The organism is Conexibacter stalactiti (genome assembly GCF_033542075.1).
GTDB classification, from domain to species: Bacteria; Actinomycetota; Thermoleophilia; order Solirubrobacterales; family Solirubrobacteraceae; genus Conexibacter; species Conexibacter stalactiti.
Genome location: NZ_JAWSTH010000002.1, coordinates 70,719 through 96,118, shown reverse-complemented (window position 1 = coordinate 96,118; position 25,400 = coordinate 70,719). Strand labels below are relative to the sequence as shown.

Sequence of the window (25,400 nt, the reverse complement as noted above, 5' to 3'; positions counted from 1 at the left end):
TGGTGTGACCATGCGATCAGTACGAAACGGTACAGTACACTATCGACGATGGGTCGCCGGCCGAGCGGGACGACGGCCGGCTCACGACCTCCGCCCCGCCGACGGCGCCGCGGGTGACGCGCTGCTCGTCGGCGCGGCGCCAGCGCGTCGCGACCCTGCTCGTCGACGGAGCGACCTACCCCGAGATCGCGGCCGCGCTGATCGTCAGCCGTCACACCGTCGCCAGTCACATCGCCCACATCCTCGAGAGACTCGACGTCTCGACCTCGGCGTCGCAGCCGCTCGGGCCGTCCACGACGGCCTCATGCACGTCAGCTGAGATCCCCCAACCCGATCGCCTGAGCCGTCGCGCGCGATCAGTCGCGACCCGCGGCGCTGCTCAGGGCCATGCGCCGACGACGTCGACCGCGTCGAACGCCGCCCCGAAGGCTGGCAAATCGCTCACCGCCGCCTCGAGATCCTCTGGATGGACGCATTCGCGACGATCCCAAACCCGCTCGCGAGCTGACGCCGACGCTCTTGTGTGAGTCGGTGACCGACCCAGTCCGCGAGCACCGCCAAGTCGCCAGGGAACTGCCAAGGAGTGGGCCCTTGAGCAGGCGCGTCGGTGCCACTTGCGTGGCAGATTGCTTGTTGGGGTAGCGAGTGGTTGAGGAGTACGGCTCGCGCAGGTTCCTTCGTCTAGCGATGCCGTCGAGCATGCTCATGCAGCTTGTCGTGACAGCTGACGCGCCGGCGCAGGCCCGGGCAGCCGTCAATGCTTCGTGGAGCGGCGACCCGCGCGCCGAAGCTGCCTTGCTGGCAACCTCGGAGGTCGTCACCAACGCGCTGTTGCACGGCGATCTCGGTCACGACGACGTGATCGAGCTGCGGCTGAGCGACGACGGCGACCACCTCCGCGTCGGGGTGCTCAACCGCTCCGCGAACGGGTTCTCGACCGACGAGGTCGCCGCGCTGCACGGCCGACACGGGGCTGCCGACGCACTCGTCGGCGGCTGGGGGCTGGACATCGTCGGCGCGGTCAGCTCGCGCTGGGGCGTCCAGCACGACGGCGCGCGCACGCTGGTCTGGTTCGAGGTCTAGTTGGTATGCAACGTCACCCGATGTCCTCGAGAGGACCGAACAGGTCCACGCGAACCCAAGCCTCCGGGAATGCCCAGTGAAACGACCCCCCTCCCCCCTCCAAGGGCGATAGATAGTGCCACGCAGCCGCCCCTCACGCCCACACGGCTCTAGACTGCGTTCCAGTCGCGCTCGCCACTCTGGTATGCCGACGACGCTCAGACATCACTCGTTGCAGAAGCTCTGGGCAGAGTTGCGCTTAGTCGAGGCGCTCGCCGAGCAACCGTGCGGCCAGCCTGACCGCGGAACCCAGGCGCAACAGGCGATCAAACGGATGCGACGTGTCCGGGAGATCGAGATTCTCTACCGCAGCCTCCTGACGTCAGAGTTGGCTGCGCGGACGCCGCGGCGCGACGGATAGCCCAACCAGCCGTCTAGGCCATGGGGAACCGGAAGCACGTGCCGCGCGCGCTTCGACCGTCCGCATGTTGTAACCGCCTCACAGAAACGCCCCTTGGGGAGAGGGCGTCTACGGGAACCCACCGCCCAACGTATCGTCGGCCAAGCCTGCGGTTACCCGTGCGTACGGTTGCGCAGCAGCGTCTCGCGCGCCGCGCGCATGTGGTCGCGGATCAGGTCGCCGACATGCTCGGCCGCCGCGATGTTGCCCGAGCCGGCGGCGGCCGCGGCCGCTTCTACGATCTCGACATGCTCGTCGTGAACGCGTTCGAGTTCGTCGGCGGAGTAGCTGGTGTAAAGACGCAGCGCGGAGTACGCGTCGCGTGCGACCTGGATCGACTCGATGATCCGCTGGTAGGGGCAGCGGGCGTTGAGCAGGCTGTGGAACTCGATGTTCAGCTGCGCGCCGCGTCTGGGGCTCGCTGCCCTACCGTGGGCGCCGGCTTTCTCCATCTCGCGCAGAACGCCGCGAAGCCGCTTGACGTCGGCGGCGCTCATCCGCTGCACGCTCTCGGTCGCGGCGAACGGCTCGAGCAGCTCACGCATGATCAGCGTCTCGACGGCGACGCCCTGGTCGAACGGCGCTACCAGCAGTCTCGTCCCCTGGCGCACCAGCAGCCCGTCGGCCTCCAGCCGCTGGAGCGCCTCGCGGACGGGGGTGCGGCTGACGCCGAGGTCTCTCGCCAACTCGCTCTCTGCCAGCCACGACTCGGGCGGCAGCTCGCCCCAAACGATCCGGTCGCGCAGGATCTGCGCAGTCTGCTCGGCGAGCGTGACGCGCACCGGGCGCAGTGCGCGGCCTCCGGGGCGGGTCGTCGTAGGGGTGTCGTTGCTGCTCATGCAGACGCCGAATCCTCGCGCGTTTCACGGACGGAGGCGAATTGCGACGGGCGCTTGGAGAGAAAGGCATCGATCCCCTCCTCGCAGTCGTCGGTTGCGCGCGCCTGCTCGAACAGGCGGCGCTCGTGGTCGAGCCCGGCGTCGAGCCCCATCCGCTCTGCCGCGCGCACGGCGCGTTTGGCGAGACGCGCCGCGTGACGCGGCCGCGAGGCGACCTCGGCCGCCAGCGTCAGCGCCTCCTCGCGCAGCCGCTCGACCGACACGACGCGGTTGACGATCCCCATCTCGAGCGCCTCCCTGGCGTCGATGCGGCGGCCGGTCAGCACGAGCTCCATTGCGCGCTGACGTCCGAGCAGGTGACTCAAACGCTGCGTACCGCCGGCGCCCGGGATCAGCCCGAGCAGGATCTCCGGCTGGCCGAAGGTCGCCGTCTCCGAGGCGACGATCATGTCGCAGCTGAGCGCCAGCTCGCAGCCACCGCCGAGCGCGAGCCCTGAGACCGCCGCGATAGTTGGAACGCCGATCGCGCGGATCCGTGGCCAGTCGCCGGCACCGAAGCGCAGCAGTCCTTCGCGCCCCTGGTCGCGCATCCACTTCAGGTCGCCGCCGGCGGCGAAGACCCGTTCGCTGCCCTCGATCACGACACAGCCGACGGTGTTGTCCGCGTCGGCCTGCTCGAGCGCCTCCGCGAGTGCGGACATCAACTGCGGCGAGAGCGCGTTGCGCACTTCCGGGCGCGTGAGCGTAACGACGGCGACCGCCCCTACCCGTGCAGTCCGAACCGGCGGCTGAAGTGACGCTTCCTCGGGAATCACCGTACGCAGTATGCCGCATACAGATGCGCCTCCGCAGACGTGAGTAGTGAACAGCCGACGGCATCGCGACCATCACGCTTCGCCTTCTGCGCGCGTCCGCGACGTGCTGGCCCGCGCCGGCGACCCGGCCGAGGTCGAGGCGCGGCGAGAGCTGGAGACGCGAATTGCAACCACTTCCTCGCTCGGCGCCGCCTCCCGTACCGACGATCGCGGCGGTCGAAGGCGGACCGGTCAGCGCCCTGGCTCAACCTGGCGCTCGCCGCCGACGTGACCGTCATCGCCAGCGTGCGCGCTTGACCTCCGGCTTTCGCGCCACTCGCGATCCATCCCGGCGGCGCTCCCATGCGCCTGCTGCGCGAGCGGCGACGTCCTGCCCGCGCCCGCGAGCTGGCCTCGGCCGCGAACCCGGCGCTGGCCCGGCTCGCAACGCGGACGCTGCGGCGCAACGCGGCCGACGGCTGGGCGGCGCAGGTCGAGAGCGAGCGCGGCGCCCAGCTGACGACGTTGCTCACGCAGCGCTGACGTCCGGGAGCAGCTCGGCGAGCACCGTCTGCTGGTGTTCGCCGAGCCGCGGCACCGTTTGCGGGGCGCCGTCGTGCGCGACGCCGTCCAAGCGCGGCGAGACGACGCCGGGGTGGCCGTCGATCTCGACGAACAGGCCCATCTGCCGCGTCGCGGCATCGTCGACAGCTGCGCCGACCGTCCGGATCGGCGCCGCCAGCAGCCCCTCCCGACGCAGCCGCCCGACCCAGTGCTCGACCGGTCGCGTGCGCGTCTGCGCCGCGATCGCCGATTCCAGCTCCTCGCGGTGGGTGACGCGCAGCGCGTTGGTCGCGAACTGCTCGCGCTCGGCCAGGTCCGGCAGCTCAATCACGGAGCAGAAGACGCTCCAGCGCGCGTCGTTGATGACGCCGGTGATGAGGTGACCGTCGGCGCACGGGAAACCGCCGTAGGGCGAGATCGTCGGATGGTGCGAGCCCCAGCGCCGCGGTTGGTCGCCGGTCGCCGAGTAGCTCGTGACGAGGGTCCCGAGCGCGCCGATTGCGGTCGCGTAGAGCGAGACGTCGACGGGAGCGCCGACGCCCGACTCACGCGCGTGCAGCAGCGCGGCGACGATCCGCGTCGCGGCTGCCAGACCCGTCGCGATGTCGACCATCGCGATCCCCATCCGCACCGGCTCGCCGTCGGCCGGCCCGGTCACCTCCATCAGGCCCGACATCGCCTCAACGACGATCTCGGTGCCGGCCAGCCCGGCGTAGGGGCCAGTGCGCCCGTAGCCGGACACCGAGCAGGTGACGATCGCCGGGTTGATCCCGGCAAGCCGCTCGTGCGCGAGCCCGAGCTGCTCGGCGACCTCCGGGCGAAAGTTCTCGATCACGACGTCGACGCGCTCGACGAGCCGGTCCAGCGTCGCTCGGTCGTCGTCGTCGGTGAGGTCGAGCGCGATGCTGCGTTTGCCGCGGTTGAGCGCTGCGAAGTACGTCGAGACGGCCGCCTCCTCATCGAGGTACGGCGGGCCCCAGTGGCGCGTATCGTCACCGACCCGCGGCCGCTCGACCTTGATGACGTCGGCGCCGAGGTCGCTCAGCAGCAGTGAGCAGTACGGCCCTGAGAGAATGCGCGTGAAGTCGAGCACGCGCACCCCCTCCAGCGGACAGGCGGGATCGGGACTCATGCGATGTCCTCCCAGCCCGCCGCCATTCTGCCGCTGCCGCTCTTCGCGGCGTCGACGAACCGGGGACTCGCGGCCGCGCCGAGGCACGGACGCCCCTCGCGAACGTAGATCCAGACCTCGTCAGCCCGCTCTACGAACTCGCTGAGGCTGACGGGTGCCATCTCGTTGAACGGATGCCACAGCACGGCCTGCGCCCGCGACCGAGACGAGATGAACGCAGAGTCCTCACGTGCGCTTGCACCGGTCATGCAACCGTTCTCCACTCGAATGTCCTTGTATACGGCATGCCGCGTACGGTACGCCGCGATGCTAGCGCGTGTTTCTCCACATATCTAGGAGGCGCTCATGTCCCGCGCGTCGCCGGTCAGGGCAGCAGGCGCCGCACCGAGGGACCAGGAGTGCATGTGGCGAGACGTCGCAGCTGGCAACGTGACGAGCCGAGCGCGACGGTCGCGCGGGCAGGCGCCATCTTCGGCGCCTGCCCGTCTGCGAGTGGTGGCTGCTAGCGCCGGATCGTCACCGGCATCGTCTGGGTCTTCGGCTTGCGGCCTGGCAGCGTCGTCTTGACCACGACGCGCGCCTTGATCGCGCGATGCGCTCGAAGCGCGACTCGCAGCTTGCGGGTGGCGGCCGAGCCCGTCTTGAGGCGCATACGCACCGTCACGGCATTCGTCGTTGTGCGTTGGATCCGCGCGAGGTTCGTCGCTCGCCTTTCTCCCGGCAGTCGCGCGGACAACGTGACCGTGATCGTGGCGCGCTGTGGCAGCTCGACGCGCACAAGCAGGCCCTTGCTGCGCAAGCCGCTGAGACGGACGGTCTTCGCAACCGTCGAGGTGACCGTCGACGAAGGTCTTCTCGCGATCGGCGGTCTGAGCTGCTCGATCGGCGGTCTGGGCTGCTCGACCGGCGGTCTTGGCTGTTCACTGGGCACGCGCAGATCAGCGGTGACGCGGTTGTAGGGCGTCAGACGCACCGGCCCGATCAGGCCGGTCGTCTCGGTTGCTCCCGATGCGACGACCGCAGTCAGCTTGTTGCGCAGCGTCGAGGCGAAGACGACCTTGATTGTGTTCCCGCCGGAGCGCAGCAGTGACGAGACGTCGATGGTGTCGGCTGCGACAGGCGCCGCCGAAGCGAGCGTGCCGTTCACATATGCCTGCGCCGAGCCTCCTTCGACTCTGCCGAGGTCGAGGTAGGCCCCTCGTGCTGCGGCTGTCCAGTCGTCGGGCAGGTTGACGATGGTCTCGTAGGTGCCGATTCCGGCAGCCGATCTGAGCGCGTCGATCGATCGCCAATCCGTGAGGTCTGCGAGATCGACCTCGATCGTCGGCTGGATCGGCTCGGGTCCGACCTGTCTGACGGTCAGCTTCCAGTTGGTCGCCGTGACGGCTGCGGGAAGGGCCGGCAGGGAGGCTGTCTGATCGTGGCCGTTGCTGAGCTTCAGCGTCCGCGTGCCGCTGCCTGTGTCGACGATGTCGACGGTCGACCCGGCGCCGGGCTGGATCGCCTCCGCGTCGGATGCGACGACGTGGATGGAATCGTCGAGGTTGCCCTTGGGGAAGGCGATGACGACGTTCTCGCCCGCCTCGAGGTTGATCGGCACCGTAACGCGCCCGCTCTCGGCGCTGTAGGTCGACACCGGACGGATCTCGCCGGTCCAGAGATCGAGCGTCTGCGGCCGCCCGGTCGCCTTGAAGGCGGGCGAGAACGCGACGTCTCTGGTCGTGGGGTTGTGGATGTAGTAGATGTCGGAGGAGGCGGTTTCGCGGTGCTGCCCGTAGACCTGCTCGCCCGTCGACCAATCGATGTCAGGACGCACGCCGATCGCCTGGAGCGCGGCGCCGACCTCAGACGGCTGTGCGACCTGGCGGACGCTGGGGCGCTCCACCATCCGCTCGATCGCCTTGGCGACGCGTGCGTCGGCCTGCTTGGGGTTGAGATTCGTCGCCGCACGGTTGGGACGTTCGCCGACGAACACGATCGCCAGCCCCTTCTCGACTTGATCAGCGAGCGCCTCAGCGGTGTCGGGGCGCAGTGCCTTCTGATTGATCACGACCGCCCGGTAGGCCGGACCTCTCGGAAACAGTGTCCCGTTGCCCTGGGCCTCCGGCTGGGCGATGCCATCCGAGTCGATGTACTGCAGCTGGTAGCCGCGGGTCTCCATCGAGCGGGTGTCGAAGAGCGCTCTTGGCGGGACTCTGTTCTGCCCGTCGGCGGCTGAGGTAATGAAGCCGTCGTAGAGGACCGCGACGTCGGAGCGGGAGCTGCCTGACATAAGCGTGTAGGTGCCGCGTGCCCAATAGTCGGTGAGCGGCTTCCACATCGACCACTGCGGGTACGTGTCGGCATTCCACGTCTCGGAGATCCCGTTGCTGAAGCGGCTCGTGCCCGGCCATCTCGCGCCGGTTGCCTGGTAGTTGTAGCCGTGCGGGATCGGACGGGAAACGCCCGTCGCCCATGCGATGTTCATGAGCTGCTCGTATCTGCGCAGCGTCATCTGGAATGGAACGCGGTTGGCGCCGAGCTCGTTGCCGACCTCGTTCTCGCCGCCCTGGTGCGCGCCGCCGGCGACCGAGCGGTAGTGGTCCATCATGAACTGGAACCAGCCGTCCGAGCTAGTGTCGTAGGGTGGTGTGAACCAACCACCGGCGTTCAGGCTCTCGTCGTCGGGCAGACCGCCCGCCTCGGCAACCTCTCGCGCCCCGCGACTGGTGTTCAGCGAATCACCGTAGGCGGCCTGCGTGCGGAAGCGCATGTCGTAGTTGGCCGACCAGTCGGCGAGCTTATCGATGTGCTCGTCCGCGTACAGATCGTCGAGCAGGACGTGATAGTCGGCGCGCACCCGATCGGCGGCCTGCGAAGGGAGATCGAAGTCAGGAACGGCGTCGCGGCCCTTGACCTTGTACAGCGCCTCGCCTTGGCGGAAGATCAGCGGCAGGTATTTGGTCAGGTCGTAACCGCGACGGTTCTTGAACTCGCTGAGCATCTGGCGCGACCAGTACGCAGACGTAGCGTTCAGCTCGAGCGAGTCCTCAAAGAAGCTACCTCCAACGGCACGCAACGGATCGGTGTTCGCGGGACCGATCTGGTTCTCAGACACATAGCCGGCCGCGGCGTTGATGCTCTCAGTGTCAAAGAGGCTCGCGACGCCTCTGGCGCCCTGCGCAGTGTCCCGCGACCAGAACGCGAAGACGATCCAGTCGCCGGTCGGTGCGGTCCACGTCAGGTTGCCGCCCGAGACCTGATCGGTGATGTCCCGCAACGAGGAGGGATCCAGGACCGTCGACGTCGCCGGCGGGTTGATCGTTCCGCCGGGTCTAGCAGGTGGCTGGACTGGCGGTCCGGGCGTCGAGACCCGCGCAGCGGTGACCGCGACGAGTCTCGCGTTGCGCGCGTTGGTGGGATCGTCATACGGATACGGGAGCGAGCCCGAGAAGATCCCGCCCCCGGCGACATCCGCGCGCCCGTACTGCAGCTCCTTCTGGGACAGGTCCGTGCCCGCTCTCGTGGCCGGCGTCGCCACCGGCCAACTCGCACCGACCGTCATGTCGATTTCGAAGTCGTTTCTGCTGGCGAAGTCAATCGCGAGACCGAGGTTCTCACGCTGGGCATCGGTCGCCCAGCTCGCGGCGTCGTACGCGATCTCCGCGCCGCTGAAGCCCGCAGCCTTGATCGCCTCAAGCTCTCTGCGCGTCTCGTCGGTGTCATACGGGGCCGCCCACCACCAGCGGATCTTTGGACGCGCGTCGTTGGGCGGCGCCAAGAACGCCCCGGGATTCTTAAGCGGATCCCACGCGACCGACGCGAACGGCGCACTGGCCTCCGCCGCTCGGGGCGGCGGCGCACTCATCGCCGGCGTCGCCGCGCCCAGCGTCGCTGCCACGGTGATCGCGAGCGTCACTCGCTTGCATTTCGCCATCTCTCCTCCTTCACCGAGCGACCTAGGCGCACTCGGAACTCTCCTGAACTCCGTTGTCGCCCCGACCGACACCGCTGGTCGATCATGGGCGATGATGCGATCTTATGGTCGGGATGGGAGCGAAAGGCACCGGCGACAACGCAATACCGTCCATAGAGAAACTCGATGGAACCCTGCGCCTCAAGCAGCTCGCCGTGGCACTGCGTCTCCTGCCCGGGATCAGGAGTGGGCCGTCGCCGGTTCGAGCAAGCTTGCGACCTCAGCGCTCGTCGGAGCGCCGATCGGATTGACGTCAGCTGCCCGGTCGACGCGCAGCGTGTCTCACAAGAGGGAGCGGGGGCGTGTGAGGCGGCGGAGCATCTCGATGCGCGCCTAACGTGCCCTCGCGACAGACGCCTACGGCCGCACGACCACCTTCAGCCGTCTGCTCGCCGTTCCCACGAACGGGAAGCTCGAGTCCTCGCCGACGACGACGCGGAAGCGATAGACGACTGGATCGAAGGTGCGGGCGAAGCGGTAGGAAACCTTGAAGCGTCCGTTGCGCCCGGTGCGGGGGTCCTTCTGCTCCGTGCGTGCCGGCGTCCAACCGCGGCGAGTGACCCAAGCCTGCAACGACAGCGGGACGCCCCCGCGCGGCGTGCCGGCGACGCGACCGACGAAGACCGCGGCGCGGCCGTTGCGCACGCGGTCGCGCACGGCTCTGACGGTCACGAAGGCGCGGACCTGCAGGTTGAACTCGGCCGCCGACGTAAAGCCCTCCTGCTCGACGCTGGCCTTGTAGGAGAAGCGGAGCGTGCGCGACGTCGTGGTCGGGACGCGCGCCGTGAAGCGACCGGCTCTGTCAGTGGCCACCTTGCCGAGCGACTTCCAGGCCGCTCCCTTGGCGCCGCGCCGCGGGACCAGCCGCCGTGTGTCGACCTGCAACGTCGCGCCGGCGATCGCTCGGTCGTTCTCATCGACGAGGCGGCCGCGCACGTCGAGTCGCTTGCGATACGAAACGGTCTTCTCATCGGCGCGGAGCCGAACCAGCGCTTTCGCGCTCGCGCCCGCTCCGTTGTTCGGCCGCGACGCCGGGGGCTCGACGACCGTCGTGCCGAGCGGTCTGCCGCGGTCCGGCTCCGCGATGTGGACGATCCGAGGCGGCACGATGTCGGTTCGATTGCCCGCCACGTCCTCGACGCGCGCGCGCACGAGATGATCGCCGGCGGGCAGCTGGCTCGTGTCGATCGCGACGCGCTTGTCGGCAACAACTCGCGGGCACGGAACGGGATGGAGGAACTCGTACGCATCGCTCGTCTCGCCGGCTGGAGCGCAGCGGCCGTCGAGTCGATCGAGGATCGGGGCTGCGAGCTCCCGCCAGCCTCCTGACTGGTTGATCTTCACCTCGACGATCGCTCGGTAGACCCCGCCTCCGACGTCGGCCGCGTCGAACGCCGCCTCGAGCCGTCCGCTGACCGGGCTGCCGCTCGCCAACGTCCCGGTCGCGCGCTGAACCGTCGGAGCGTGGTCGTCGCCAAGGCGTACGGCTGCCGCCGCGATCTCGACTCTGCCGAGGGCGCCGCCGAGCCCCGTCTCGCATCTTCCGTCGGCCGTCTCGCGCACGCACCACGCCATGAAGTACATGCGCGGCGTGTTCAGCCCGCCGAGGTCGACGTAGTTGATCGCCCCGTTCATTCCGTCGGCCTTCCACCACGGGGCCGAGCCGCACCCGAACCCATCGGTGAACGGGAATCCGTCTCGGACGATCACTCCAGGATCGGTCACGCTGACGACGGGTCCGATGGCTACCCGCCCGCTGCTGAGAGGTCCGGCCTCGGCGCAGAGACCGACACGAATGCCGGCGATGGACGTTCCGTTGGGCGCCGCGAAGCTCCACCCCACCCGATCGTCGACTCTGCTCACATCGGACTGGGCGAGCAGCGTGGCGCGGAGAGCACCGGCCGGGTGGGTTCTTCCCACCTGCGAGCAGTCTTCGTAGATCGTGGCCAGGTGCGGAGCTGCGACCGAGACCTCCGTGGACCACCCCTCAGTCGAGGCCCATCCCCCAGAAGGCGTGTGGCAGCTGTGCGCGACATATGTGCCGGCCGCAGCCAGCGGCGCGGCGACGGCGAAACCGAGGGCGGCCCCGACAATGAGCGCGACGATCTCAGCGAGCCGTGGTGTCCGTCGATGAGATCTGAGCATCGTGTACTCCTGTCGCAGCTTCACCTGGATCCACCCCCTTGGATCTGTCGAACGCGTTGGACGACCGTCGTCTTCTTGTAGAGGGCGCTGCCTCGAAAATGAGCGGTCACGATCCAGCTCGGCCGAAGTGTCCGTCTGCCGATTTCGAGTTCGGCGACGAAGCGGCCTCTTCGAACTCGGACCGTTCGGCGGGCGAGCGGCGCGCCCTTCGCGGTGCTCCGAACCGCGACGGTGATCCGTCCGCTGAATCTCCGGTCAAGAGTGCCGACGACACGGACCTTGCCTCGCCGGCGGACCACACTTCGGACACGGAGCCCGAGGTTCCCGGGCTGGGCGCGCGGGGCTCTCGGCGGTCCGCTCCCCGGAGGACGGCCGCCACTGGGCGCCTGAGTCGGGACCGGCTCGACGAGGACCCGCGCGGCCGCCGCGCGATCGACATGGCCGGCCTCGTCCTGGAGCCAGACCAGTAAGTCCCAAGGCGATCTCCCAGCCGGTGGACGGACGCCCTCCAGTGACGAGACGTGATCAGCCGAGACGATGCCGCTGCCGACGCACGCCGTGGACGAGCCGATCGGGCAGAACTGGTAGTGGGCGGCCATGATCGGAGCCCCGGCGCCCTGCTCCGGGTTCCCCCAGGCCACGTCGATCGCTCCGTCCGCTCGGTGTCTGAAGCCGAGGCCGATCGGGGCGCCCGGCGCGTGATTGTCGATCGAGAACGGCGTTGGCGCCGCCGTCGACGTTTGCCCCGCCGCGTCCGTGGCGCGCACGGCGGCGGTATGCGCGCCGTCCACCAACCTCGTCAGATCGACAGCCGTCGTCAGCTGCGCGTCGCGCGGGCAAGGCCGCATGCGGTCATAGCTGCAGCTCTGATTCGCGGCGGAGACAACCCCGCTGTCGACGAGCAGCTCCAGGCGCTTGATCCCACTCGCGTCGCTCGCGTTGATCTCCGCCTGCTCCGTTCCGGTTCGCCAACGGCGTCCGTCGGCCAAGCCGCCGGCGAGCGGCGACAGCTGCGGAGGGTCAGGATCGCTGACCGTGAACGTCGCGCCGTAGACGATCGCCCAAGCGCTGCGCAGCGAGGTGCCGGTGGTGCACTCGCCGATCGACGCGCGGCAGCTGATGCCCCAGCTCAACGAGGTCGTATCGAGACCGTTGTAGGTCTCGAGCGCGGCGGGGTCCGTCGGCAGCGCGCCGACCGTGCAGCTGAGCGCCGAGCTGATCTCGCACGTGTCGAGCGTCACGCCGCTGCCCGTTCTCGTCCAGACGTCCCAGCTGTTGGAGCGCTTGCCAAGGTAGCGTCGCAACCTCGCCGAGACGATCGTCGTGCCGGTGACCGCGTTCACGATCCAGTTGGCGATGGCACCTCTCGGCGCATTCGGCGCGTCGGTCACGTCCACCGCCGCGAGTCCGTCGAACTGAGCGGCCGGGTTGGCCCGACACGAGCTGGTCACCGAGAGCGAGATGGGATGCGAGCTGTGCCCGACCGCTTCGGAGGCGACAGGTGCGGTGACGGCGGAGTCCGCGCAGAGGTGGACGTCGAACGTGGCGGCCGCCGCTTCGCCGGACAGCGCGAGCGCGCCGATCCCGCTGAGTGCGAAGACGACGAACCGTGGCTTCATCGACGTGCTCTCCGCGCTGGCCCAACCCTCACGATCGTTGTCGCGCTCGTGGGACGTCTGCGCGCGAGGTCGGTGTAGTGGACGGTTGCCCGGATTGCCTGCAGCGACCTGACGACGGCGTAGCTGGCGCGTCGTCTCGTCCGCAAGATTCCGACTCGGCGCATCCGGTCCGGTCTCGAGCCACGAGATCGGACCGAGAAGACGACGGTTGCCGCCGCCCCGTGAGGCAGGTTGCTGAACCTCACGACGAGACGCCGCGGTCGTCTCGCCGTGCGGCGCACGACGACTCTCGGACGCGCGAGACGCTCGGCCGGCGGAGCAAGATCGGGGCGGCCGTCGTCCGGCGGCGATGGCGGTGTCGGCGGTGGCACTGGACCGAGCTTCGGGGCGGTGTCGACGACTGCGCCGAGGCCGGCGGCACGGAACGCTCCCGCGACGTGCAGGTAGGCGCCGGCCGGCGAAGCTCTCGCTCCGGCAAGCAGCAGCTGCTCGGCGGCGTCCGGCCCGAGGTCCGGACGCCACGAGCGAAGCGCGCTGAGTGCTCCGGCGGTGATGGCGGCGGCAGCAGTCGTCCCCTCGAAGGCGACACCGGCACCGGTGATCGGGTCGGTCGCATCGACGCCGCACCCGGGCGCTTGGAGGCGGGCACCCACGGCGCTCAATGCACAACGGGAGCCGTCGGCGGCGGCCCCGCCGACCGACAGCACCCCCGGCAGCTGCGCGGGCGTCTCGAGCGCCCCACCGCCGTTGTTGCCCGCAGCGGCGACGACGTTCAGGCCGCGTCTGCGCGCGCTCGCGACTCTGTCTGCCATGGCAGCGGCTTGCTCCTCGGTCAGTGACGCGGCGGATCCGAGCGCCATCAGCACGACCGTGATGCCGTAGTAGCTGGCGAGTTCGTCGCAGCGCTGCAGTCCGTGGTAGTAGCTCGGCACCGTGAACTCGTCCGCTCCGTTGACGTTCGCCCGGACGCTCACCACCCGCGCCGGTGGCCAGATGCCGACCGTGCCCCAGCTGTTCGGCGCGGCGGTGATCAGCGCCGCCACGAGCGTGCCGTGACGTGTCGGGCTCATGTCCCCCACGAGGTCGTCCCAGACCGAGATCCGCGCCGCGACCGACGCCGTGTCCGGCGTGAGCTCGACGCCCGTGTCGACCATGCAGACGGCGCCGATCGTCGACGGCGGAGCCGCTGTCACGAGGAACTCTGCCACGGTGCTGCGAGCCTGCGACGTGACGACGGTCTCGGCTGCGCTGGGTTGAGCCAGGAGGGCGTACGCAGCGACGACGAGCAGCGCATTCCACCAGCGTCTGAAGCCGCATCCCCGCCGTCGCAGTCTCGCCCCGTCGACCAACTGCCTGCCCTCACGAACCCGACACGTCGCCGTCAGCCGGTAGCGCGTCGACCTCCGGCCAAACGACAAGATGAGTGCCAGTGTGCCCACTCTGAATGGTTTTTGACCATTCAACACCTTCATTTCTGGTGCCGCCGGTCTTCAAGCCAGAGAACCGCGGCGTCGACCCCGATCGAGAACCGGCCGAAGGTGCGGGTGACGGTGCTCGCCGGCGGCCATCTGTCTCCGCTCCAGCGTGCCCACGCTGTGCCGCTGCGCTCGCGAGCACGCGTCGCGTGCCAGTCGGACGAGTTCGGCCAGCGGCCGTAGCGCCGGCGCCACTCGAGCATCCTTTCGACGATCAGCTGCCGATCCCACTTTCGGGAGCGCCCGCCAGCGCAGCGGCGGCAGTGTCGGCGCGCCGCTCGAGGACGGTTGCCGCTCGTGCGGGTGCCGCAGCACTCGCAATGTGACCCATAGCCAGCTCGACGTCGCCGCGCCCGCGATCCGGCGGGATCGGTCAGCCAGCCTCGTACCGTGCTTGGGGCCACGCCGAGTCGTTCTCCGATCTCACGACGGGAGGCACCCCTCCGAGACATCTGCAGCGCGGTTGCTCGTCGATCCACACCACGAGCTTCGCGCGGGGCTGCGACGACGGACCAGCCGCCGTTGGCGCAACCGCCGGTTCGTGTTCGAGACAGAAAAAGGGGCGGCAAAAACTCGCCGCCCCTTCTTCTACACGGCGCGCCCACGGGCTCGGCCGTGACGCGCGTAGTGACGGACGATGTCGCCCGCCGCGACCGGGACCGGTGCGCCCGATCGCTTCAGCGGGGTGACGTTCAGCGTGCCCTGATCCTTCGAGCTGACGGTACCGAAGGCTGTGCAGTCGCCGACGCGGAACTTGACGACGTCGCCCGCCCGAATCGGCCGCGTCGAGACTCTTCCGGTGGAGACGTGAGGCCGCGCGCGCCAGTGGCCGATGATCTCCCGGGCGCCGGCGCTCATGTACGAGACCGCCGGGCGCAGCGGTCGGATGGAGAGCCGCCGGCCGTCAGGTTCGCGGCCCGCGACGATCGCCTCGAACTGCCGCCCGCGGCGATCGACCAGGACGATGTCGTCGTTCTTGATCCCTGCGGTCTTCATCGTCGCGCCCTCCTTGTCGTACCGTGGTGGACGCCGACTCCATCGCTGTCCTGCCGGCTCTGCATCGAGGCCTCCTTCGGTGGTCGTGGGCATTGGTTCGGACCGGCGTCGAGCGCCATCAGCTGCGCTCGACTGTCTGGGAGGAGATGGGCCAGAAGCCGACAATCTCCTCGCTCAATCGAGCGGCGGCGTGGGCGAGTCGCCTCGCCTCGCCGTGATCTCCCGTTCGCCAGGCGTCCATCGCCGCCGCCGCGATCGTCGCGATCGCGGCGGCGTGTTCCTGCTCGAGGCGGTGCCGATCTGCGTCCGTCGCACCGACCAGCAGCTCGTGGACGTGACGGCGTTGACCGTCAGCCTCGTCGCGCCAGAACGGGATCGCCGGCGTAGGCAGCTCGATGCGCGTCCAGCTCGGCAACAGGTCGCTGCGGACCGAGAACGTCATGCCGTCCGTGAACAGGTCGAGGACATGGCGACTCGTCGGAGATGGCGCGAAAAGCACCCCCTCGAGTTTCGTCAGCGCTCCCGCGCGCTAGCGGTCGCGCCGCTTCGGCCATCTGCCGTGGAGGCGATGGTGTGCGAGCGCATAGACGTCTTGGCGAAGGCCGCCGTCGAGGTGTCCGACTCCGGCGGCGATGAACGTCAGCCCGAGCTGGCCGTCGTCCAGGCGCGTCACCTGGAAGACGATGTGCCAGGCGCCGCCGGGGCCGGGGACGTAGGTCTTTACGCAGCCGGGCAGGTCAGTTCCACCGGCATGGTCCGTTTGGCAGCGCCGCCGCGCGGCGGCGGGAAGACCGTCACGCTCGATCCGGAGCCGAGCGGCGCGAAGCGCTGCTCGGCCGGTTCCGCCCGCCGCAGACGTGCCGGTGTCCGAGCGGATGCGCGACGTCGATCAGAACCTGCGCAGCGCCTCCGCGTGCCGTGCGACGCTCAGCGCATGTGCGGATGGGACTGGGCGACGATCCTTACGATCGCGGGCGCGTCGTTCGAGCTGGTCGGCCTCGGCTTCGTCTTCATCGAGCTGGCAACCATCCGGAGCAGAGAACTCCACCAGCCGCTCCCCTGGGCTCGATCCCTCACATCCGGTGGAGACCCTGACGCGGCAGATCCCAGTTCTAAGGAGCACGGAATGGGCCGCGTCTCCGGCGATTCTGCGCTGCCGACGGTACCTAGGGTCCGGTCGGCAGCTGAGTTCATGGCGTTCGGCGCAGACCCCGTGACGGCGTCAGAGATGGTCGCCGAGGACCTCCGACGTGCAGCAGCCGCCGACGCGACCGAGCGAGCGCGCGAAGTCGACGTGAGGGCTGCCGAGCGAGCTGATCAGCTCGCAGCGGAGATCGCCCGCAGGGAAGCCGAACACAGAGCCATGCTGAGAACCTTGTTGACGCGCCAAGCGACGGGGGCAGTACTTGTTCTCGGAGGACTGATCCTCGGCACCGTCGGCAACCTCATGTAGTACACACGCGGTTCCAGCACCGGGTGCCAATCCGCAACATCGGCACCCGCATGGTCGTCGTCGAGGCCGTCAAGACGATGGTCGTCGTGCAGAAGGACACGACGGAACTGCTGCGTCTGCGCTTTCCTGACAGGCATTTCCTGGGCCCGCGGGTCTGTTTTTCCGCTCTGAGCGAGGTCACTAGCCAACAGCCCCCGCACGAACGTGCATCATCGGCAGCGGCGTGACAGGCCAGTCGCCCCGCCTCGCAGACTCCCTAGTACGGACGCGAGGCGGGGCGGCCGCTCTGCGGAGGCTAGCGAGGCTGCATGAGCGATGTGTGAACTCCATGACAAGTCCGCCAACTTCCCCGCATCGTCCGCTCGGCGATCGGCGGGGTCTACCGCTTCGGCGCTCGCGCGACTGGTTCTTGGCACGATGCGCCGATGGCGCTCACTGCCCGGTTCAAGATCGGCTCGGCGTTCCCCGCCGACGACCCGATCGCCCGCTTCGTGCCGTCCTCTCGATGGTCAGCAACGACCACCTCCGCGCCGTCGCAGAACTGGAGGACTCCGTCAGCGAGACGGGCGAGGCTCGCGCTCGGCGCACACGGCTGTTCCGCTGGCTGACGGCGTCGCAGTTCGAGGCGATCGACTTCAGCTCGAACACGCGCAGGTGGTTCCTGAGAGAGGTCGACAGACTGCTTGCAGCACCCGCAGCCAGAGAGGCGCTGACGGCGGTCCTGGCGGCGAACGACGCTAAGTCAGAGAAGTACCTCGGCGACTGGCTGGAGGACGGCGCAACGTGATGTTCCACTACGCCAAAGTCCACCCGGCCAGCGATGACCTCAGTGATGCCGTCGTTGCTTTCTTCTCGGTGACCGGCGGGATCATCGGCTCGGCTCCCGCGCGCGACTGACCGACTTCACCTCGGCCGCGAGCGCCTTGGGTGCAGCTTCAAGATCGTCGGCCTCGACGTAAGGCGTCTGCCAGTCGAGAGCCAGGCGTACGCGGTGAGAGGTGCGTCGAGGTCGATCCCCGCCGCCTGAACCTCTTGGACGTAGAAGTGTCCTGTGCCAGCATCACGCGCGGGGACAGTGCCGGGCACGGTGCCGGCGACGTTAGCCTGGTGCATCATCGGCAGTTGGCCTTCCGAGCCGTCTTGCAGGTCGAGCCCGCAACTCGCGACGCGTACTGGGTGCTCGCTGCTGTTGATGACCGTGACCGTGACAAGCGTCTCGGGGGGATCGACAGTCATCCCGATTTCAGCGAGCACTTCGACCCGTGTCGATCTCGAACGCTTCCACGAGTACACCTGCCAACCCAGAGCACACGTGCTCGCTACCGCGGCGTAGATTCCAACGATTTCCCCGGCGGTCATGAAGGGATCCTCGGTGATCGACCGTCTTCCAGCAAGCGGCAACCGAAACGACCCCCTGACCCCCGAGCCCGACACAGCATCGGCCACCCACCCACCCAGCCTCACGATGTCGCGCTCGCCCGGAACTTTCGGTCCGAGGGCCTCGCATCGCGGCCGTACGTCAGCCGTCTCGGCGGCCCAGGCGCTCGGCCAACGTGCCTTGGAGCGCGTCCTCGGCATCCTCGACGCACCTTGCGAATCGACGTGCGAAACGCAGCAGCTCAGGCGCCCGCTCGCGCACCAGCGCCGCCACAAGCTCGTCTGCGTCCAGCTCGGCGAGCCGCTGGCATGAAGGCGTCACCGAGACTCCTCTCGTCGGCGCGGAATCAGGCGATAGAGAACCCGGTCGGGCACGACGAGCGGCTTGCCACCCTCGAAGCGAGCGCCGACCGACGCCGCCCTGCCGAACGGCGGATTGGCGAGCGAGAGCGTGCACTGCAGGGGCTGGAGGCGACCGCGACGCCGATCGAAGCCGACGAGCGGCTGCGCGAGCGCGTTGCCGCAGCCGATCCAGAACTGGTCCGGATGGGCGCCAGCGAGCACGAGGCTGGCGCGCGCGATCGCCGCCGTCCGCGGGTCCAGCTCGACGCCGATCAGCGTGAGAGCCAAGGCGGCCGTCGTCCCGTGCAGCTCGCGCGCGACGTCGAGCGCTGCCACCAGCATGACGCCGCCGCCGCAGGCAGGGTCGAGCACCCAGTCGGTCGGCGACGGTTCTTGTACCTGCGCGAGCACGCGCGCCAGCGAGTACGGCGTGAAGAACGCTCCTTGCCACTGCGCCGTGGTCAGGCTGCGCGTCGTCTGGTACGCCTCAGCCAGGCAGGTCGCCGAGGGGTAGGACGCGACGACGCGCTCGACCCGCTCGACTGATCGCTGAAGCGAGGACGCCGAGCAGCGGGTGAACTCGACCCCGTCGAAGAAGCCCGTCAGCGCCGGCCAGAGCTTCTCGCAACCGCGGCACGTCTCGTCGAGAACGGAACCGAGACAGTCACCTGGGACATCCGCGAGGCCGTCCCAGGCGGTGGAGGAACTGGACGTGCCCGGCAGGCTGGTGCCGAGCAGCCGGAGGAACAGGAACGCGAGCGCGTGCTCAGCCGAGTGCCGCTCCCCGCTGAATCCGAGCAGGGTCGTGAGATGCAGGCGCCGGCTCATCGCGCACGGCCGTCATGCGGCCCGGAGATCTCGACGGAGCGTCCCACTCGTGTGTCGAGCTCAGCGCGGACCTCGAAGCGCGCCATGCCCCTATCGAGCAGCAGCGGCACGAGCTCGCGCGCGAGCCACGTTGCGTGGACCGCAGCCAGCTCGTGGTCGTCGATCCCGATGACGACGTGGCCGCCCCTTGCCGTGAGCGAGTCGGGGCCGTGCGGGACGAACGCGAGCCGGCCGCGCTCGAAGCCTGCCTCTTGGTTCGAGAAGCGAACCTGCTGCACAGATCGGTGGTCGCCGGCGAAGAGCAGGAAGCTGCCGTTGACGACGAACGGCGCGACGGCCCGGAGGGCCTCATAGCTCACCTCCCAGGATTCCAGCGGCGCTCTCGTGAACTGGAGCCGAAACGACTCACCGTCGTCGGCGGCCGTAACGTCCCAGCCGCATCTCCAGAAGTTCGCGACGAGCTGGCCACGGCTCGCGATCACCGGGTCGACGCTGGCGCGGCCGATGGCGCCGAGTGCCGCGGCGGCGTCAAGCAGATTCGTAAAGCGGAGGTGCGAATCGAGCACCTGGATCGGACGGTCGAACATGTTGCGTTCCCTTCAGAAAGGCGGTTCGGTGGCGCGGCGGTGGCGCGCGGTGATCGACGACGCGAACGAGCGCGTCGGATCGGGCTGAATCAGCGCGGTCGGTTGCCGTCGCCAGCGGCGCGCACGTGTCGCCCGCCGCGCCCGATCAGCTCGGTGCGGATCTCGAACGTCTGCATGCCGCAGGCTTCGACCGCCTGGCGCACTCCGTGGGTGAGGAAGTCGGCGTCGACCGACCGGAGGCCTCTGTCCTTGAGTCCGACGGCGATGTGGCCGCGAAGCCGGCCCGTTCGGCCCGCCGGCACGAATGCCAAGTGGCCGCGCTCGAAGTCGACGCGTCTCTTGCGGAAGCGCAGGTACTGCGTCGTCGCGCCGCCCCGCAGGAGCACGAAGCTCCCCTCAGCGATGAAGTAGGCCGAGAAGAAGATGCCCTGATACGTCGCGTCGGTCGGCGCCCCCGGCTCTTCGGTGTAGCTGAGCCTGAAGACCTCGCCGGCAAGGTCGTCGGACTCAAGCAGCCATCCGCATCTCCAGAGGTTCGCCGCCAGGCGGCCACGCGCTTCGATCTCCGGCGGCACGTCTGCTCTGCCGTACGCCGAGATGCTGTTTGCCGCCTTATCGACATCGACAAAGCGGATGTATGAATCGAGCACATCGATCGGTTCGTCAAGCATCACGCTCTCCTTGATCAGCATTCACTCAGGTGGCGTGCACGGGCGCGCGAAAGCACGACCTACGAGGGCTGCTTGGGCAGCGGCGCGAACGCGAGTTCGAGAGAGCCGCAGCACGGACAACGCGGCACGGCCGGATCACTGTCGTCGGCTGCCTGCCCGCTCTGTCTGCAGCGTGCGCAGCGCCACGACAGGGTGCAGACGGTCCTGGCCTTCGGCTCGGGCGCGGGCTGGCGCGGGAGCCCAAGCAGGACGCGGCAGGCGTCGCGGAGGTGCAGCGACGGATCCGATCGGCGCAGCGGGTCCGTCAGCTCACGGGCATGGCGATGGCCGGCGGGTGACAGCGTCCAGTCCCCGCGGCCGCTGTACTTCCAGCACAGCTCACCGGCCAGGACTCGGCGAGCGGTTCGCTCAGCGCATCTCACGACGTACGCGACGTCGCGGGCGCGCGTGGCGCCCTCCGCCAGGGCGAGCACCACGCGATCCGCGACCGGCAGCGCCGAGCCTCTGCCCCCGGCGCTGCTGACAGTCAGAGCCGACGGGCCCGGCCGGCGGCTCACGCCGCCGCGGGCGAACCGTTCGGCGCGCCGTCGGGGACGTGCGGCAGCTCGCCTTGGTGGACGACGAGGTCGGTGCCCTTCGCGCGGTCGTGGACGAACCAACGGGTGCCGTCGCTGCCGTCGCCGACGACGAGGTCGCGTGCCAGCGCGCAGGCATCCTCGGCCGTCGCGGCCTCGTCGGGCCCGTACCCGACAATGAGCGAGACGATGAAGCGGTCGTTCCAGCCGGCGTAGGACGACGCAGTCTCGGTCCAGGTGAAGCCGCGCGGCGGCCAGTAGAGATGCGGAACGCCGCTAATCGACGCCGGGTGGGCAGGCTTGGCCATCCCGATCATCGCGACCAGGCACTCTCTGGCGCGCCGCAGCAGATGGGTATTGCCGGTCAGCACGGCCTCCTCGACCAACTGCAGCGCTTCCTCGAGCTGCGGCAGCGGACTACGTGGCGCAGACATGTCTGCTCCTTTCACTTCACGAGCTGGTGAAGGTGGGCCGACGACATGTCGGCCGTGCCGAGCGACGGCTACGCCGCTGCGGCGAGCGTGCTCAGCGTCGGCTCTGTGAACCGGCGGTCGAGCAGCTCGGCGAGGGTACGGCGCCGGCGGCGGGCGCCGTCGGGTGCGGAGCCGTCCTCAGAGCCCGGCGAGGCCGTCGCCGAGCAGCATCGCGCCGAGCAGCAGCAGGACGACCGTCTTGATGACCGCGTCGTTGTCCGCCATGAACCGCTTGACGCCGGCGAGCGGCCGCGCGGCGCGCTCGCCCGCCACGAGGTGGAAGAGCACGGGTCCGGCGACCGTGATCGAGCCGACCGCGGCGAACACCGCGAGCGACAGTGCGGTGCCGGTCGCGTCCAGCCCCGCCTCGGCGATCGACGCTCCCGCGGTCACCGTGAGCGCGAGGTTCTTCGGGTTCGCCGCCGAGAGCATCGCCCCGAGCGCGACCGCGCGCACCGGACCCGCGCCGTCGAGCGTCGCCATCCACCCGGGCTCGCGCGGCTGTTCGCCGGACTCGGGCCGCTTGGTCCACTGCTTCGCGGCGAGCACGAGGAACAGGATCCCGATCGCGACCTTCCACCAGATGAGGCCGGGATCGTCCTCGCCGGGATCGCTGAAGCTGTCCACGAGCAGCTCCACCGCGACGCCGATCGCCAGCAGGCCGGCGATCCAGCCGCACGCGAACGCCAGTCCCGACGTGCGGGCGCCGCGACCGCCGAGCACGCTCACGACGGCAACGACGGGGACCGGGCTCAACGCGACCGCCAGGGCCGCAGGGAGCAGCTCGCCGATGACTCCGTTCAACATGCCGGTGAATTCTGCGCGTTCCCGGCCCGGCGCGCTTTCTCAGGTTAAAGGCCCGACCAGCCAGGACAGCTAGCCGCCCAGCTGCAGAACCGCTTTCGGCATGGAAAGGTCTGTCTGGGGTCGGCGAACTTCCACGGCTGCTCGTAGCCGTACTGCTCGACGCGCTCGACGATCGCGTTGGCCATCTGCGCGAAGCGGACCATCACGCCGCGCAGCTGCGCGTCGGTGCGTTCGGTCAGCTGGAGCCGGCCGTCGAAGCCGTTGCGATTGCCGCCTGGGCGCACGAGGTTGGCGAACACGAACGGCACGGGCGGCTCGCCGCGGAGGCGACGGTCGAGCACGTAGATGCCGCACTGCACGTTGCCGGCGGCCTCGCCTGCCGAGATGAATCTCGTCTTCACCTTGTAGTCGTTGATCGCCGGCTCGCCCTCGGGCCGCCGAGCGATGACCTGCTGGCCGCTGGGGGCCTTTGCTCCGGCGGGGATGACGATGCCCTTGTCGGTGACGTCAACGGGCTCGTCGCGGACAGTCTCGAGGTCGATGAAGCCCTTGATCGACCATTCGCACGCCGGGTGGAGTCGCACCTCGATCTCGCGCTGGGTCGCGGTCGGCCGCCCGATCAGCGGCAGCATCTGCTCGAGGTAGATCTCGACGCAGCGCACCCCGGCGGCGCGGATCATGGACTCCGGCTCGTCGTCGGTCCACCTCGTTTCCCGACGATCGGTCTCGCTGGCCTCGAACAGCTCCCCATACGCCTTGAGGACGTCACCGGGCTCAGGATCGGCGCCTGCGATCTGCTGCTCGTGCAGCCAGCCGAGCGTCTGGTCGACGGCGATGCCGAGGAACATCGCCGGTGACTTCGGCTCGCGCTCGCCGAGCAGGTACCGGCGGCGCCACTTCTCCTCGCAGTTCTGCCACAGCTCGTATGAGCTTGCTGAGAGCGTCGTGATCGGGCGGCCGCCGAGCCGCGGCGGCAGCTGGAGCGGCACGTTGATTCCGCCGCCGCCGGCCGCCGCAGGCGGCCGGGCTGCGGGCTGCGGCGAGTCGGCGCCGGCGGGCGCGCTCCCGTTGACGGTGATCGACATCAGGTCCCTCCCCTTGCGAACGAGACCGGCGTGACGATGCCGTCGAGGTCGTCGGGCAGCACCGCCGGCGGCACGATCGGCCGGTCGCACCGCGAGAGGCCGAACCGCTCCGGTGCCGAGGCACGCCGGTTGGCCGTTGCGAGGACCCGGCTCCAGAAGCGCACGCGCCAATCCTCCGGCCCGACGGCCGCGCCGACGTTGTAGCGGGCGATCTCGAGGATCGCCTCGTGATCGAGACCGGCTTGCGCGCAGACCTCGAGGGCAGTGGTCGTCTGCTCGATGCGCGGATCGTCGAGCCCGTCCAACTGGCGGCGGACCGTCAGCTCGGCGATCAGCGCGACCGTCTTCGTGCTGAAGCCGGCGCGCCACGCCTGCAGGGCGAGCCGCTCACGCGGCGTCATCGGACAGCGCTCCGAAGTCGAGTGGGACGGCGTCGCCGGCGAGCACCAGCTGCGCGGGCGCGGGGCGGTCAGCGGCCACGGTCCCGCGGGCCCGGATGGCTGCGAGCACCTTCGGCACCAGCGTGTCGGGCGTGCGATTCAGCAGGCCGGAATCGAACTCGCGAGCTGCTGCCTGCTCGTCGAGCGTCGGCTTGCCGCTGGCCTCGATCACGATGTTCGCGAGCGCGCTCCCGCTGAGGTTCGCTCGCTCGGCTTCGCGACAAATCGTCTCGCGGTGGTCGGCGCTCAGGATCGCCGTCGAGCTGAACGTCTGCTGCGGACTGCCGGTCGGCGCCGCGCCGACGACACCGCGCGTCAGCGCGACTGGCGCCGGCGGTGGGACCGGCCGGCCGTTTCCCCAGCCGCCGAGCGAGTCGCCTTCGGCGCGGTCGCCGTCGACTCGATCGCGCTCCGCGCCGTCGGTCGGCGCGGAGACCGCCCCGCCCAGATCCCGCACCGGCTCGTCTGTCGACGCGACGGTCGAGGCGGGCCCCGGAGCTGACGAAGACGCCATCGCCGTCGCGCTCCGAGCCGGATCATCGGCGGGGCCGTCGTCGGGCTCGCCGTGTTGAAGCACTTCGCCGAGCTCGTCGGTGACCGCCGCGCGAGCGACCTGCTCTCTGTACCGCTCGCGAAGGCCCGTAATGGCCGTCGACGTCAGCACGAGCTCGCCGTCGATGGCGTTCGCGACGCGCCCGCCGTTGGCGGGCAGCGTCGTCTCCGGCAAGACGGTGTAGAGGTACGTGCCGATCCCGGCCGCCGCGGCCGCGCGCTTGCGGGCGTCGGAGTACAGCGCCTTGACGGGGTGGCGGACGGTGGTGCCGGCCTCGCCGACGTCCTCGTACATGACGTCGACGTCGGGGCCGCCGGCTTCGCGCGGCAAGGTCACCGTCAGCCTGCAGATGAGGAAGAGGCGTGCGCCTCCGCCGATCTGGTTGAGGTCCAGCTGGAACTCGTCGAACCGCATCGACCAGCGGCCCGGAATGAGGCTGTTCAGGCGCACTATCACGCTCTGAGCACGCACGTACGGCACGACCACGACGGCGCCGTCGGGGTATGCATCGCCCGCGGCGAGCTGGTGGGTGATGCGAAACCCGATCGCACCGGCGGCGAACGGCCGGCGGAACTGCTCGACGGCCTCGCTGTGCGTCTGCACCATGCGAGGACCGCCAGCAGGTCGAGCCTGGATCATCAGGTCCCTCCTGTTGAGGAAGAGGAAGTTGGGTGGGCCGGCGGAGTGGCCGGCCAGCGCCGCCTTCAGGCGCCGTCGCGGTGATCGAGCATCTCGGCGAACACCCGCGTATGGCCGCCGCGGCCGTAGCGGACGGCGGCGGCGTGGAGCATCATCCGTCGACGGAGACGGACGTCGGGCGCAAGCAGGCTCGACGAGTGCGAGCACGGCTCGCGCAACGTCACACCGCAGTCGGCGCACGACGCCCATTCGGCGGTCGAGCTGTGGCCGCCGATGGCCGTGCGGAGGTCAAACCGGGTGTGCGGCACCGTCACGGTGGCGTCGAACAGGTCGGTGAACGCGGTGATCATCCCCAGGCAGAACGTGCAGAAGCTGGCTGGCGGGATCTCGCTGAAGACCGTCTGTGCCAGCAGCATCCGCACCACCGCCTGCGACGACGGGGTGAGATTGTGGGCCGCGGTCTCGACCTCGGCGGCGCGCTCGCCGATCTCGAGCCCGCAGCTGTAGCAGTGAATCTCCATGCTCGCTG

At 69.4% G+C, this 25,400-nt stretch carries 29 protein-coding genes; 7 read left to right on the top strand and 22 right to left on the bottom strand.

The annotated features are described in order from the left end of the window. Window positions 1-113: 113 nt before the first annotated feature. The 3 genes from R7226_RS31650 to R7226_RS01690 all read left to right on the top strand — a co-directional run bounded on the left by R7226_RS31650 (window position 114) and on the right by R7226_RS01690 (window position 1,483). Window positions 114-527, top strand: coding sequence for a response regulator transcription factor (locus R7226_RS31650; protein ID WP_404827738.1), 414 nt, complete (start codon window positions 114-116; stop codon window positions 525-527). Window positions 528-687: 160 nt separating this feature from the next. Continuing rightward, a complete protein-coding gene (locus R7226_RS01695) occupies window positions 688-1,083 on the top strand; it encodes an ATP-binding protein (protein WP_327019409.1) in 396 nt (131 codons plus the stop codon). Window positions 1,084-1,267: 184 nt separating this feature from the next. Next, on the top strand, window positions 1,268-1,483 hold the full coding sequence (locus R7226_RS01690; protein ID WP_318595292.1) for a hypothetical protein: 216 nt from the start codon (window positions 1,268-1,270) through the stop codon (window positions 1,481-1,483). A gap of 152 nt (window positions 1,484-1,635) precedes the next feature. On the opposite strand, the gene R7226_RS01685 is transcribed toward R7226_RS01690, so the two are convergent. Together R7226_RS01685 and R7226_RS01680 are read right to left on the bottom strand one after the other, a co-directional pair. Then, the gene (locus R7226_RS01685) at window positions 1,636-2,361 is read right to left on the bottom strand and encodes a GntR family transcriptional regulator (RefSeq protein WP_318595291.1); all 726 of its coding nucleotides are present in this window, start codon (window positions 2,359-2,361) and stop codon (window positions 1,636-1,638) included. Next, complete coding sequence (locus R7226_RS01680; protein ID WP_318595290.1) at window positions 2,358-3,176, bottom strand: enoyl-CoA hydratase/isomerase family protein; 819 nt, start codon at window positions 3,174-3,176, stop codon at window positions 2,358-2,360. Before R7226_RS01680 ends, R7226_RS01685 begins: the two co-directional genes overlap by 4 nt. A 342-nt stretch (window positions 3,177-3,518) precedes the next feature. Between R7226_RS01680 and R7226_RS01675 the strand changes: the two genes are divergently transcribed. Further along, the gene (locus R7226_RS01675) at window positions 3,519-3,698 is read left to right on the top strand and encodes a hypothetical protein (protein WP_318595289.1); all 180 of its coding nucleotides are present in this window, start codon (window positions 3,519-3,521) and stop codon (window positions 3,696-3,698) included. On the opposite strand, the gene R7226_RS01670 is transcribed toward R7226_RS01675, so the two are convergent. The 10 genes from R7226_RS01670 to R7226_RS01630 all read right to left on the bottom strand — a co-directional run bounded on the left by R7226_RS01670 (window position 3,685) and on the right by R7226_RS01630 (window position 15,714). Next, the gene (locus R7226_RS01670) at window positions 3,685-4,851 is read right to left on the bottom strand and encodes a CaiB/BaiF CoA transferase family protein (protein ID WP_318595288.1); all 1,167 of its coding nucleotides are present in this window, start codon (window positions 4,849-4,851) and stop codon (window positions 3,685-3,687) included. The genes R7226_RS01675 and R7226_RS01670 overlap by 14 nt on opposite strands. Next, window positions 4,848-5,012 (bottom strand): hypothetical protein, encoded by a 165-nt coding sequence (locus R7226_RS01665; protein ID WP_318595287.1) that lies wholly within the window; start codon window positions 5,010-5,012, stop codon window positions 4,848-4,850. The genes R7226_RS01670 and R7226_RS01665 overlap by 4 nt, the downstream gene beginning before the upstream one ends. A 341-nt stretch (window positions 5,013-5,353) precedes the next feature. Beyond that, window positions 5,354-8,767 (bottom strand): glycosyl hydrolase, encoded by a 3,414-nt coding sequence (locus tag R7226_RS01660; RefSeq protein ID WP_318595286.1) that lies wholly within the window; start codon window positions 8,765-8,767, stop codon window positions 5,354-5,356. A 396-nt stretch (window positions 8,768-9,163) separates the two neighbouring features. Beyond that, on the bottom strand, window positions 9,164-10,441 hold the full coding sequence (locus tag R7226_RS01655; protein ID WP_318595285.1) for a hypothetical protein: 1,278 nt from the start codon (window positions 10,439-10,441) through the stop codon (window positions 9,164-9,166). A gap of 530 nt (window positions 10,442-10,971) precedes the next feature. Next, entirely contained in the window at window positions 10,972-12,570 is a 1,599-nt protein-coding gene (locus R7226_RS01650) for an Ig-like domain-containing protein (RefSeq protein WP_318595284.1), read from the bottom strand. Next, a complete protein-coding gene (locus R7226_RS01645) occupies window positions 12,567-14,042 on the bottom strand; it encodes a S8 family serine peptidase (RefSeq protein WP_318595283.1) in 1,476 nt (491 codons plus the stop codon). The genes R7226_RS01650 and R7226_RS01645 overlap by 4 nt, the downstream gene beginning before the upstream one ends. Continuing rightward, window positions 14,039-14,524, bottom strand: coding sequence for a helix-turn-helix domain-containing protein (locus tag R7226_RS31645; RefSeq protein WP_404827737.1), 486 nt, complete (start codon window positions 14,522-14,524; stop codon window positions 14,039-14,041). Before R7226_RS31645 ends, R7226_RS01645 begins: the two co-directional genes overlap by 4 nt. A gap of 109 nt (window positions 14,525-14,633) precedes the next feature. Then, window positions 14,634-15,041 carry a hypothetical protein gene (locus R7226_RS01640; protein WP_318595282.1) on the bottom strand — a complete coding sequence of 136 codons (408 nt, stop codon included), beginning with the start codon at window positions 15,039-15,041 and terminating at the stop codon, window positions 14,634-14,636. Window positions 15,042-15,159: 118 nt separating this feature from the next. Further along, window positions 15,160-15,483: a hypothetical protein gene (locus tag R7226_RS01635; protein WP_318595281.1), complete on the bottom strand. Its 324-nt coding sequence runs from the start codon at window positions 15,481-15,483 to the stop codon at window positions 15,160-15,162. Window positions 15,484-15,570: 87 nt separating this feature from the next. Beyond that, window positions 15,571-15,714: a hypothetical protein gene (locus tag R7226_RS01630; protein ID WP_318595280.1), complete on the bottom strand. Its 144-nt coding sequence runs from the start codon at window positions 15,712-15,714 to the stop codon at window positions 15,571-15,573. Between the two features lie 261 nt (window positions 15,715-15,975). On the opposite strand from R7226_RS01630, the gene R7226_RS01625 reads away from it, so the two are divergent. The 3 genes from R7226_RS01625 (at window position 15,976) to R7226_RS01615 (ending at window position 17,281) form a co-directional block, all read left to right on the top strand. Continuing rightward, window positions 15,976-16,494: a hypothetical protein gene (locus R7226_RS01625; RefSeq protein ID WP_318595279.1), complete on the top strand. Its 519-nt coding sequence runs from the start codon at window positions 15,976-15,978 to the stop codon at window positions 16,492-16,494. A 50-nt stretch (window positions 16,495-16,544) separates the two neighbouring features. Next, window positions 16,545-16,721: a hypothetical protein gene (locus tag R7226_RS01620; RefSeq protein WP_318595278.1), complete on the top strand. Its 177-nt coding sequence runs from the start codon at window positions 16,545-16,547 to the stop codon at window positions 16,719-16,721. 278 nt (window positions 16,722-16,999) lie between these two features. After that, window positions 17,000-17,281, top strand: a complete 282-nt coding sequence (locus R7226_RS01615) for a hypothetical protein (protein WP_318595277.1) — start codon at window positions 17,000-17,002, stop codon at window positions 17,279-17,281. 116 nt (window positions 17,282-17,397) lie between these two features. Here R7226_RS01615 and R7226_RS01610 read toward each other — a convergent pair whose 3' ends face one another. The 10 genes from R7226_RS01610 to R7226_RS01565 all read right to left on the bottom strand — a co-directional run bounded on the left by R7226_RS01610 (window position 17,398) and on the right by R7226_RS01565 (window position 25,392). After that, on the bottom strand, window positions 17,398-17,853 hold the full coding sequence (locus R7226_RS01610; RefSeq protein WP_318595276.1) for a hypothetical protein: 456 nt from the start codon (window positions 17,851-17,853) through the stop codon (window positions 17,398-17,400). A gap of 336 nt (window positions 17,854-18,189) precedes the next feature. Next, window positions 18,190-19,041, bottom strand: coding sequence for an HsdM family class I SAM-dependent methyltransferase (locus R7226_RS01605; RefSeq protein ID WP_318595275.1), 852 nt, complete (start codon window positions 19,039-19,041; stop codon window positions 18,190-18,192). Continuing rightward, entirely contained in the window at window positions 19,038-19,628 is a 591-nt protein-coding gene (locus R7226_RS01600) for a hypothetical protein (protein WP_318595274.1), read from the bottom strand. Before R7226_RS01600 ends, R7226_RS01605 begins: the two co-directional genes overlap by 4 nt. Window positions 19,629-19,717: 89 nt before the next feature. Beyond that, a complete protein-coding gene (locus R7226_RS01595; protein WP_318595273.1) occupies window positions 19,718-20,320 on the bottom strand; it encodes a hypothetical protein in 603 nt (200 codons plus the stop codon). A gap of 532 nt (window positions 20,321-20,852) precedes the next feature. Next, window positions 20,853-21,308 (bottom strand): hypothetical protein, encoded by a 456-nt coding sequence (locus R7226_RS01590; protein ID WP_318595272.1) that lies wholly within the window; start codon window positions 21,306-21,308, stop codon window positions 20,853-20,855. Window positions 21,309-21,485: 177 nt separating this feature from the next. Next, window positions 21,486-22,154 carry a GAP family protein gene (locus R7226_RS01585; protein WP_318595271.1) on the bottom strand — a complete coding sequence of 223 codons (669 nt, stop codon included), beginning with the start codon at window positions 22,152-22,154 and terminating at the stop codon, window positions 21,486-21,488. Between the two features lie 44 nt (window positions 22,155-22,198). After that, entirely contained in the window at window positions 22,199-23,239 is a 1,041-nt protein-coding gene (locus R7226_RS01580) for a PD-(D/E)XK nuclease family protein (RefSeq protein ID WP_318595270.1), read from the bottom strand. Continuing rightward, on the bottom strand, window positions 23,239-23,640 hold the full coding sequence (locus tag R7226_RS01575) for a hypothetical protein (RefSeq protein ID WP_318595269.1): 402 nt from the start codon (window positions 23,638-23,640) through the stop codon (window positions 23,239-23,241). Before R7226_RS01575 ends, R7226_RS01580 begins: the two co-directional genes overlap by 1 nt. Further along, window positions 23,627-24,871 carry a hypothetical protein gene (locus R7226_RS01570; RefSeq protein ID WP_318595268.1) on the bottom strand — a complete coding sequence of 415 codons (1,245 nt, stop codon included), beginning with the start codon at window positions 24,869-24,871 and terminating at the stop codon, window positions 23,627-23,629. Before R7226_RS01570 ends, R7226_RS01575 begins: the two co-directional genes overlap by 14 nt. 65 nt (window positions 24,872-24,936) lie before the next feature. Beyond that, a complete protein-coding gene (locus R7226_RS01565) occupies window positions 24,937-25,392 on the bottom strand; it encodes a hypothetical protein (protein ID WP_318595267.1) in 456 nt (151 codons plus the stop codon). Between the last annotated feature and the right edge of the window lie 8 nt (window positions 25,393-25,400).

Bases quoted from the DNA above. Each gene is read 5' to 3' on its own strand.
- R7226_RS01695 (WP_327019409.1), top strand. From the start codon at position 688: ATGCCGTCGAGCATGCTCATGCAGCTTGTCGTGACAGCTGACGCGCCG.
- R7226_RS01690 (WP_318595292.1), top strand. From the start codon at position 1,268: ATGCCGACGACGCTCAGACATCACTCGTTGCAGAAGCTCTGGGCAGAG.
- R7226_RS01685 (WP_318595291.1), bottom strand. From the start codon at position 2,361: ATGAGCAGCAACGACACCCCTACGACGACCCGCCCCGGAGGCCGCGCA.
- R7226_RS01675 (WP_318595289.1), top strand. From the start codon at position 3,519: ATGCGCCTGCTGCGCGAGCGGCGACGTCCTGCCCGCGCCCGCGAGCTG.
- R7226_RS01670 (WP_318595288.1), bottom strand. From the start codon at position 4,851: ATGAGTCCCGATCCCGCCTGTCCGCTGGAGGGGGTGCGCGTGCTCGAC.
- R7226_RS01665 (WP_318595287.1), bottom strand. From the start codon at position 5,012: ATGGCACCCGTCAGCCTCAGCGAGTTCGTAGAGCGGGCTGACGAGGTC.
- R7226_RS01660 (WP_318595286.1), bottom strand. From the start codon at position 8,767: ATGGCGAAATGCAAGCGAGTGACGCTCGCGATCACCGTGGCAGCGACG.
- R7226_RS01655 (WP_318595285.1), bottom strand. From the start codon at position 10,441: ATGAACGGGGCGATCAACTACGTCGACCTCGGCGGGCTGAACACGCCG.
- R7226_RS01650 (WP_318595284.1), bottom strand. From the start codon at position 12,570: ATGAAGCCACGGTTCGTCGTCTTCGCACTCAGCGGGATCGGCGCGCTC.
- R7226_RS01645 (WP_318595283.1), bottom strand. From the start codon at position 14,042: ATGAAGGTGTTGAATGGTCAAAAACCATTCAGAGTGGGCACACTGGCA.
- R7226_RS01640 (WP_318595282.1), bottom strand. From the start codon at position 15,041: ATGAAGACCGCAGGGATCAAGAACGACGACATCGTCCTGGTCGATCGC.
- R7226_RS01635 (WP_318595281.1), bottom strand. From the start codon at position 15,483: ATGACGTTCTCGGTCCGCAGCGACCTGTTGCCGAGCTGGACGCGCATC.
- R7226_RS01625 (WP_318595279.1), top strand. From the start codon at position 15,976: ATGTGCGGATGGGACTGGGCGACGATCCTTACGATCGCGGGCGCGTCG.
- R7226_RS01620 (WP_318595278.1), top strand. From the start codon at position 16,545: ATGGTCGTCGTCGAGGCCGTCAAGACGATGGTCGTCGTGCAGAAGGAC.
- R7226_RS01615 (WP_318595277.1), top strand. From the start codon at position 17,000: ATGGTCAGCAACGACCACCTCCGCGCCGTCGCAGAACTGGAGGACTCC.
- R7226_RS01610 (WP_318595276.1), bottom strand. From the start codon at position 17,853: ATGACCGCCGGGGAAATCGTTGGAATCTACGCCGCGGTAGCGAGCACG.
- R7226_RS01605 (WP_318595275.1), bottom strand. From the start codon at position 19,041: ATGAGCCGGCGCCTGCATCTCACGACCCTGCTCGGATTCAGCGGGGAG.
- R7226_RS01600 (WP_318595274.1), bottom strand. From the start codon at position 19,628: ATGTTCGACCGTCCGATCCAGGTGCTCGATTCGCACCTCCGCTTTACG.
- R7226_RS01595 (WP_318595273.1), bottom strand. From the start codon at position 20,320: ATGCTGATCAAGGAGAGCGTGATGCTTGACGAACCGATCGATGTGCTC.
- R7226_RS01590 (WP_318595272.1), bottom strand. From the start codon at position 21,308: ATGTCTGCGCCACGTAGTCCGCTGCCGCAGCTCGAGGAAGCGCTGCAG.
- R7226_RS01585 (WP_318595271.1), bottom strand. From the start codon at position 22,154: ATGTTGAACGGAGTCATCGGCGAGCTGCTCCCTGCGGCCCTGGCGGTC.
- R7226_RS01580 (WP_318595270.1), bottom strand. From the start codon at position 23,239: ATGTCGATCACCGTCAACGGGAGCGCGCCCGCCGGCGCCGACTCGCCG.
- R7226_RS01575 (WP_318595269.1), bottom strand. From the start codon at position 23,640: ATGACGCCGCGTGAGCGGCTCGCCCTGCAGGCGTGGCGCGCCGGCTTC.
- R7226_RS01570 (WP_318595268.1), bottom strand. From the start codon at position 24,871: ATGATCCAGGCTCGACCTGCTGGCGGTCCTCGCATGGTGCAGACGCAC.
- R7226_RS01565 (WP_318595267.1), bottom strand. From the start codon at position 25,392: ATGGAGATTCACTGCTACAGCTGCGGGCTCGAGATCGGCGAGCGCGCC.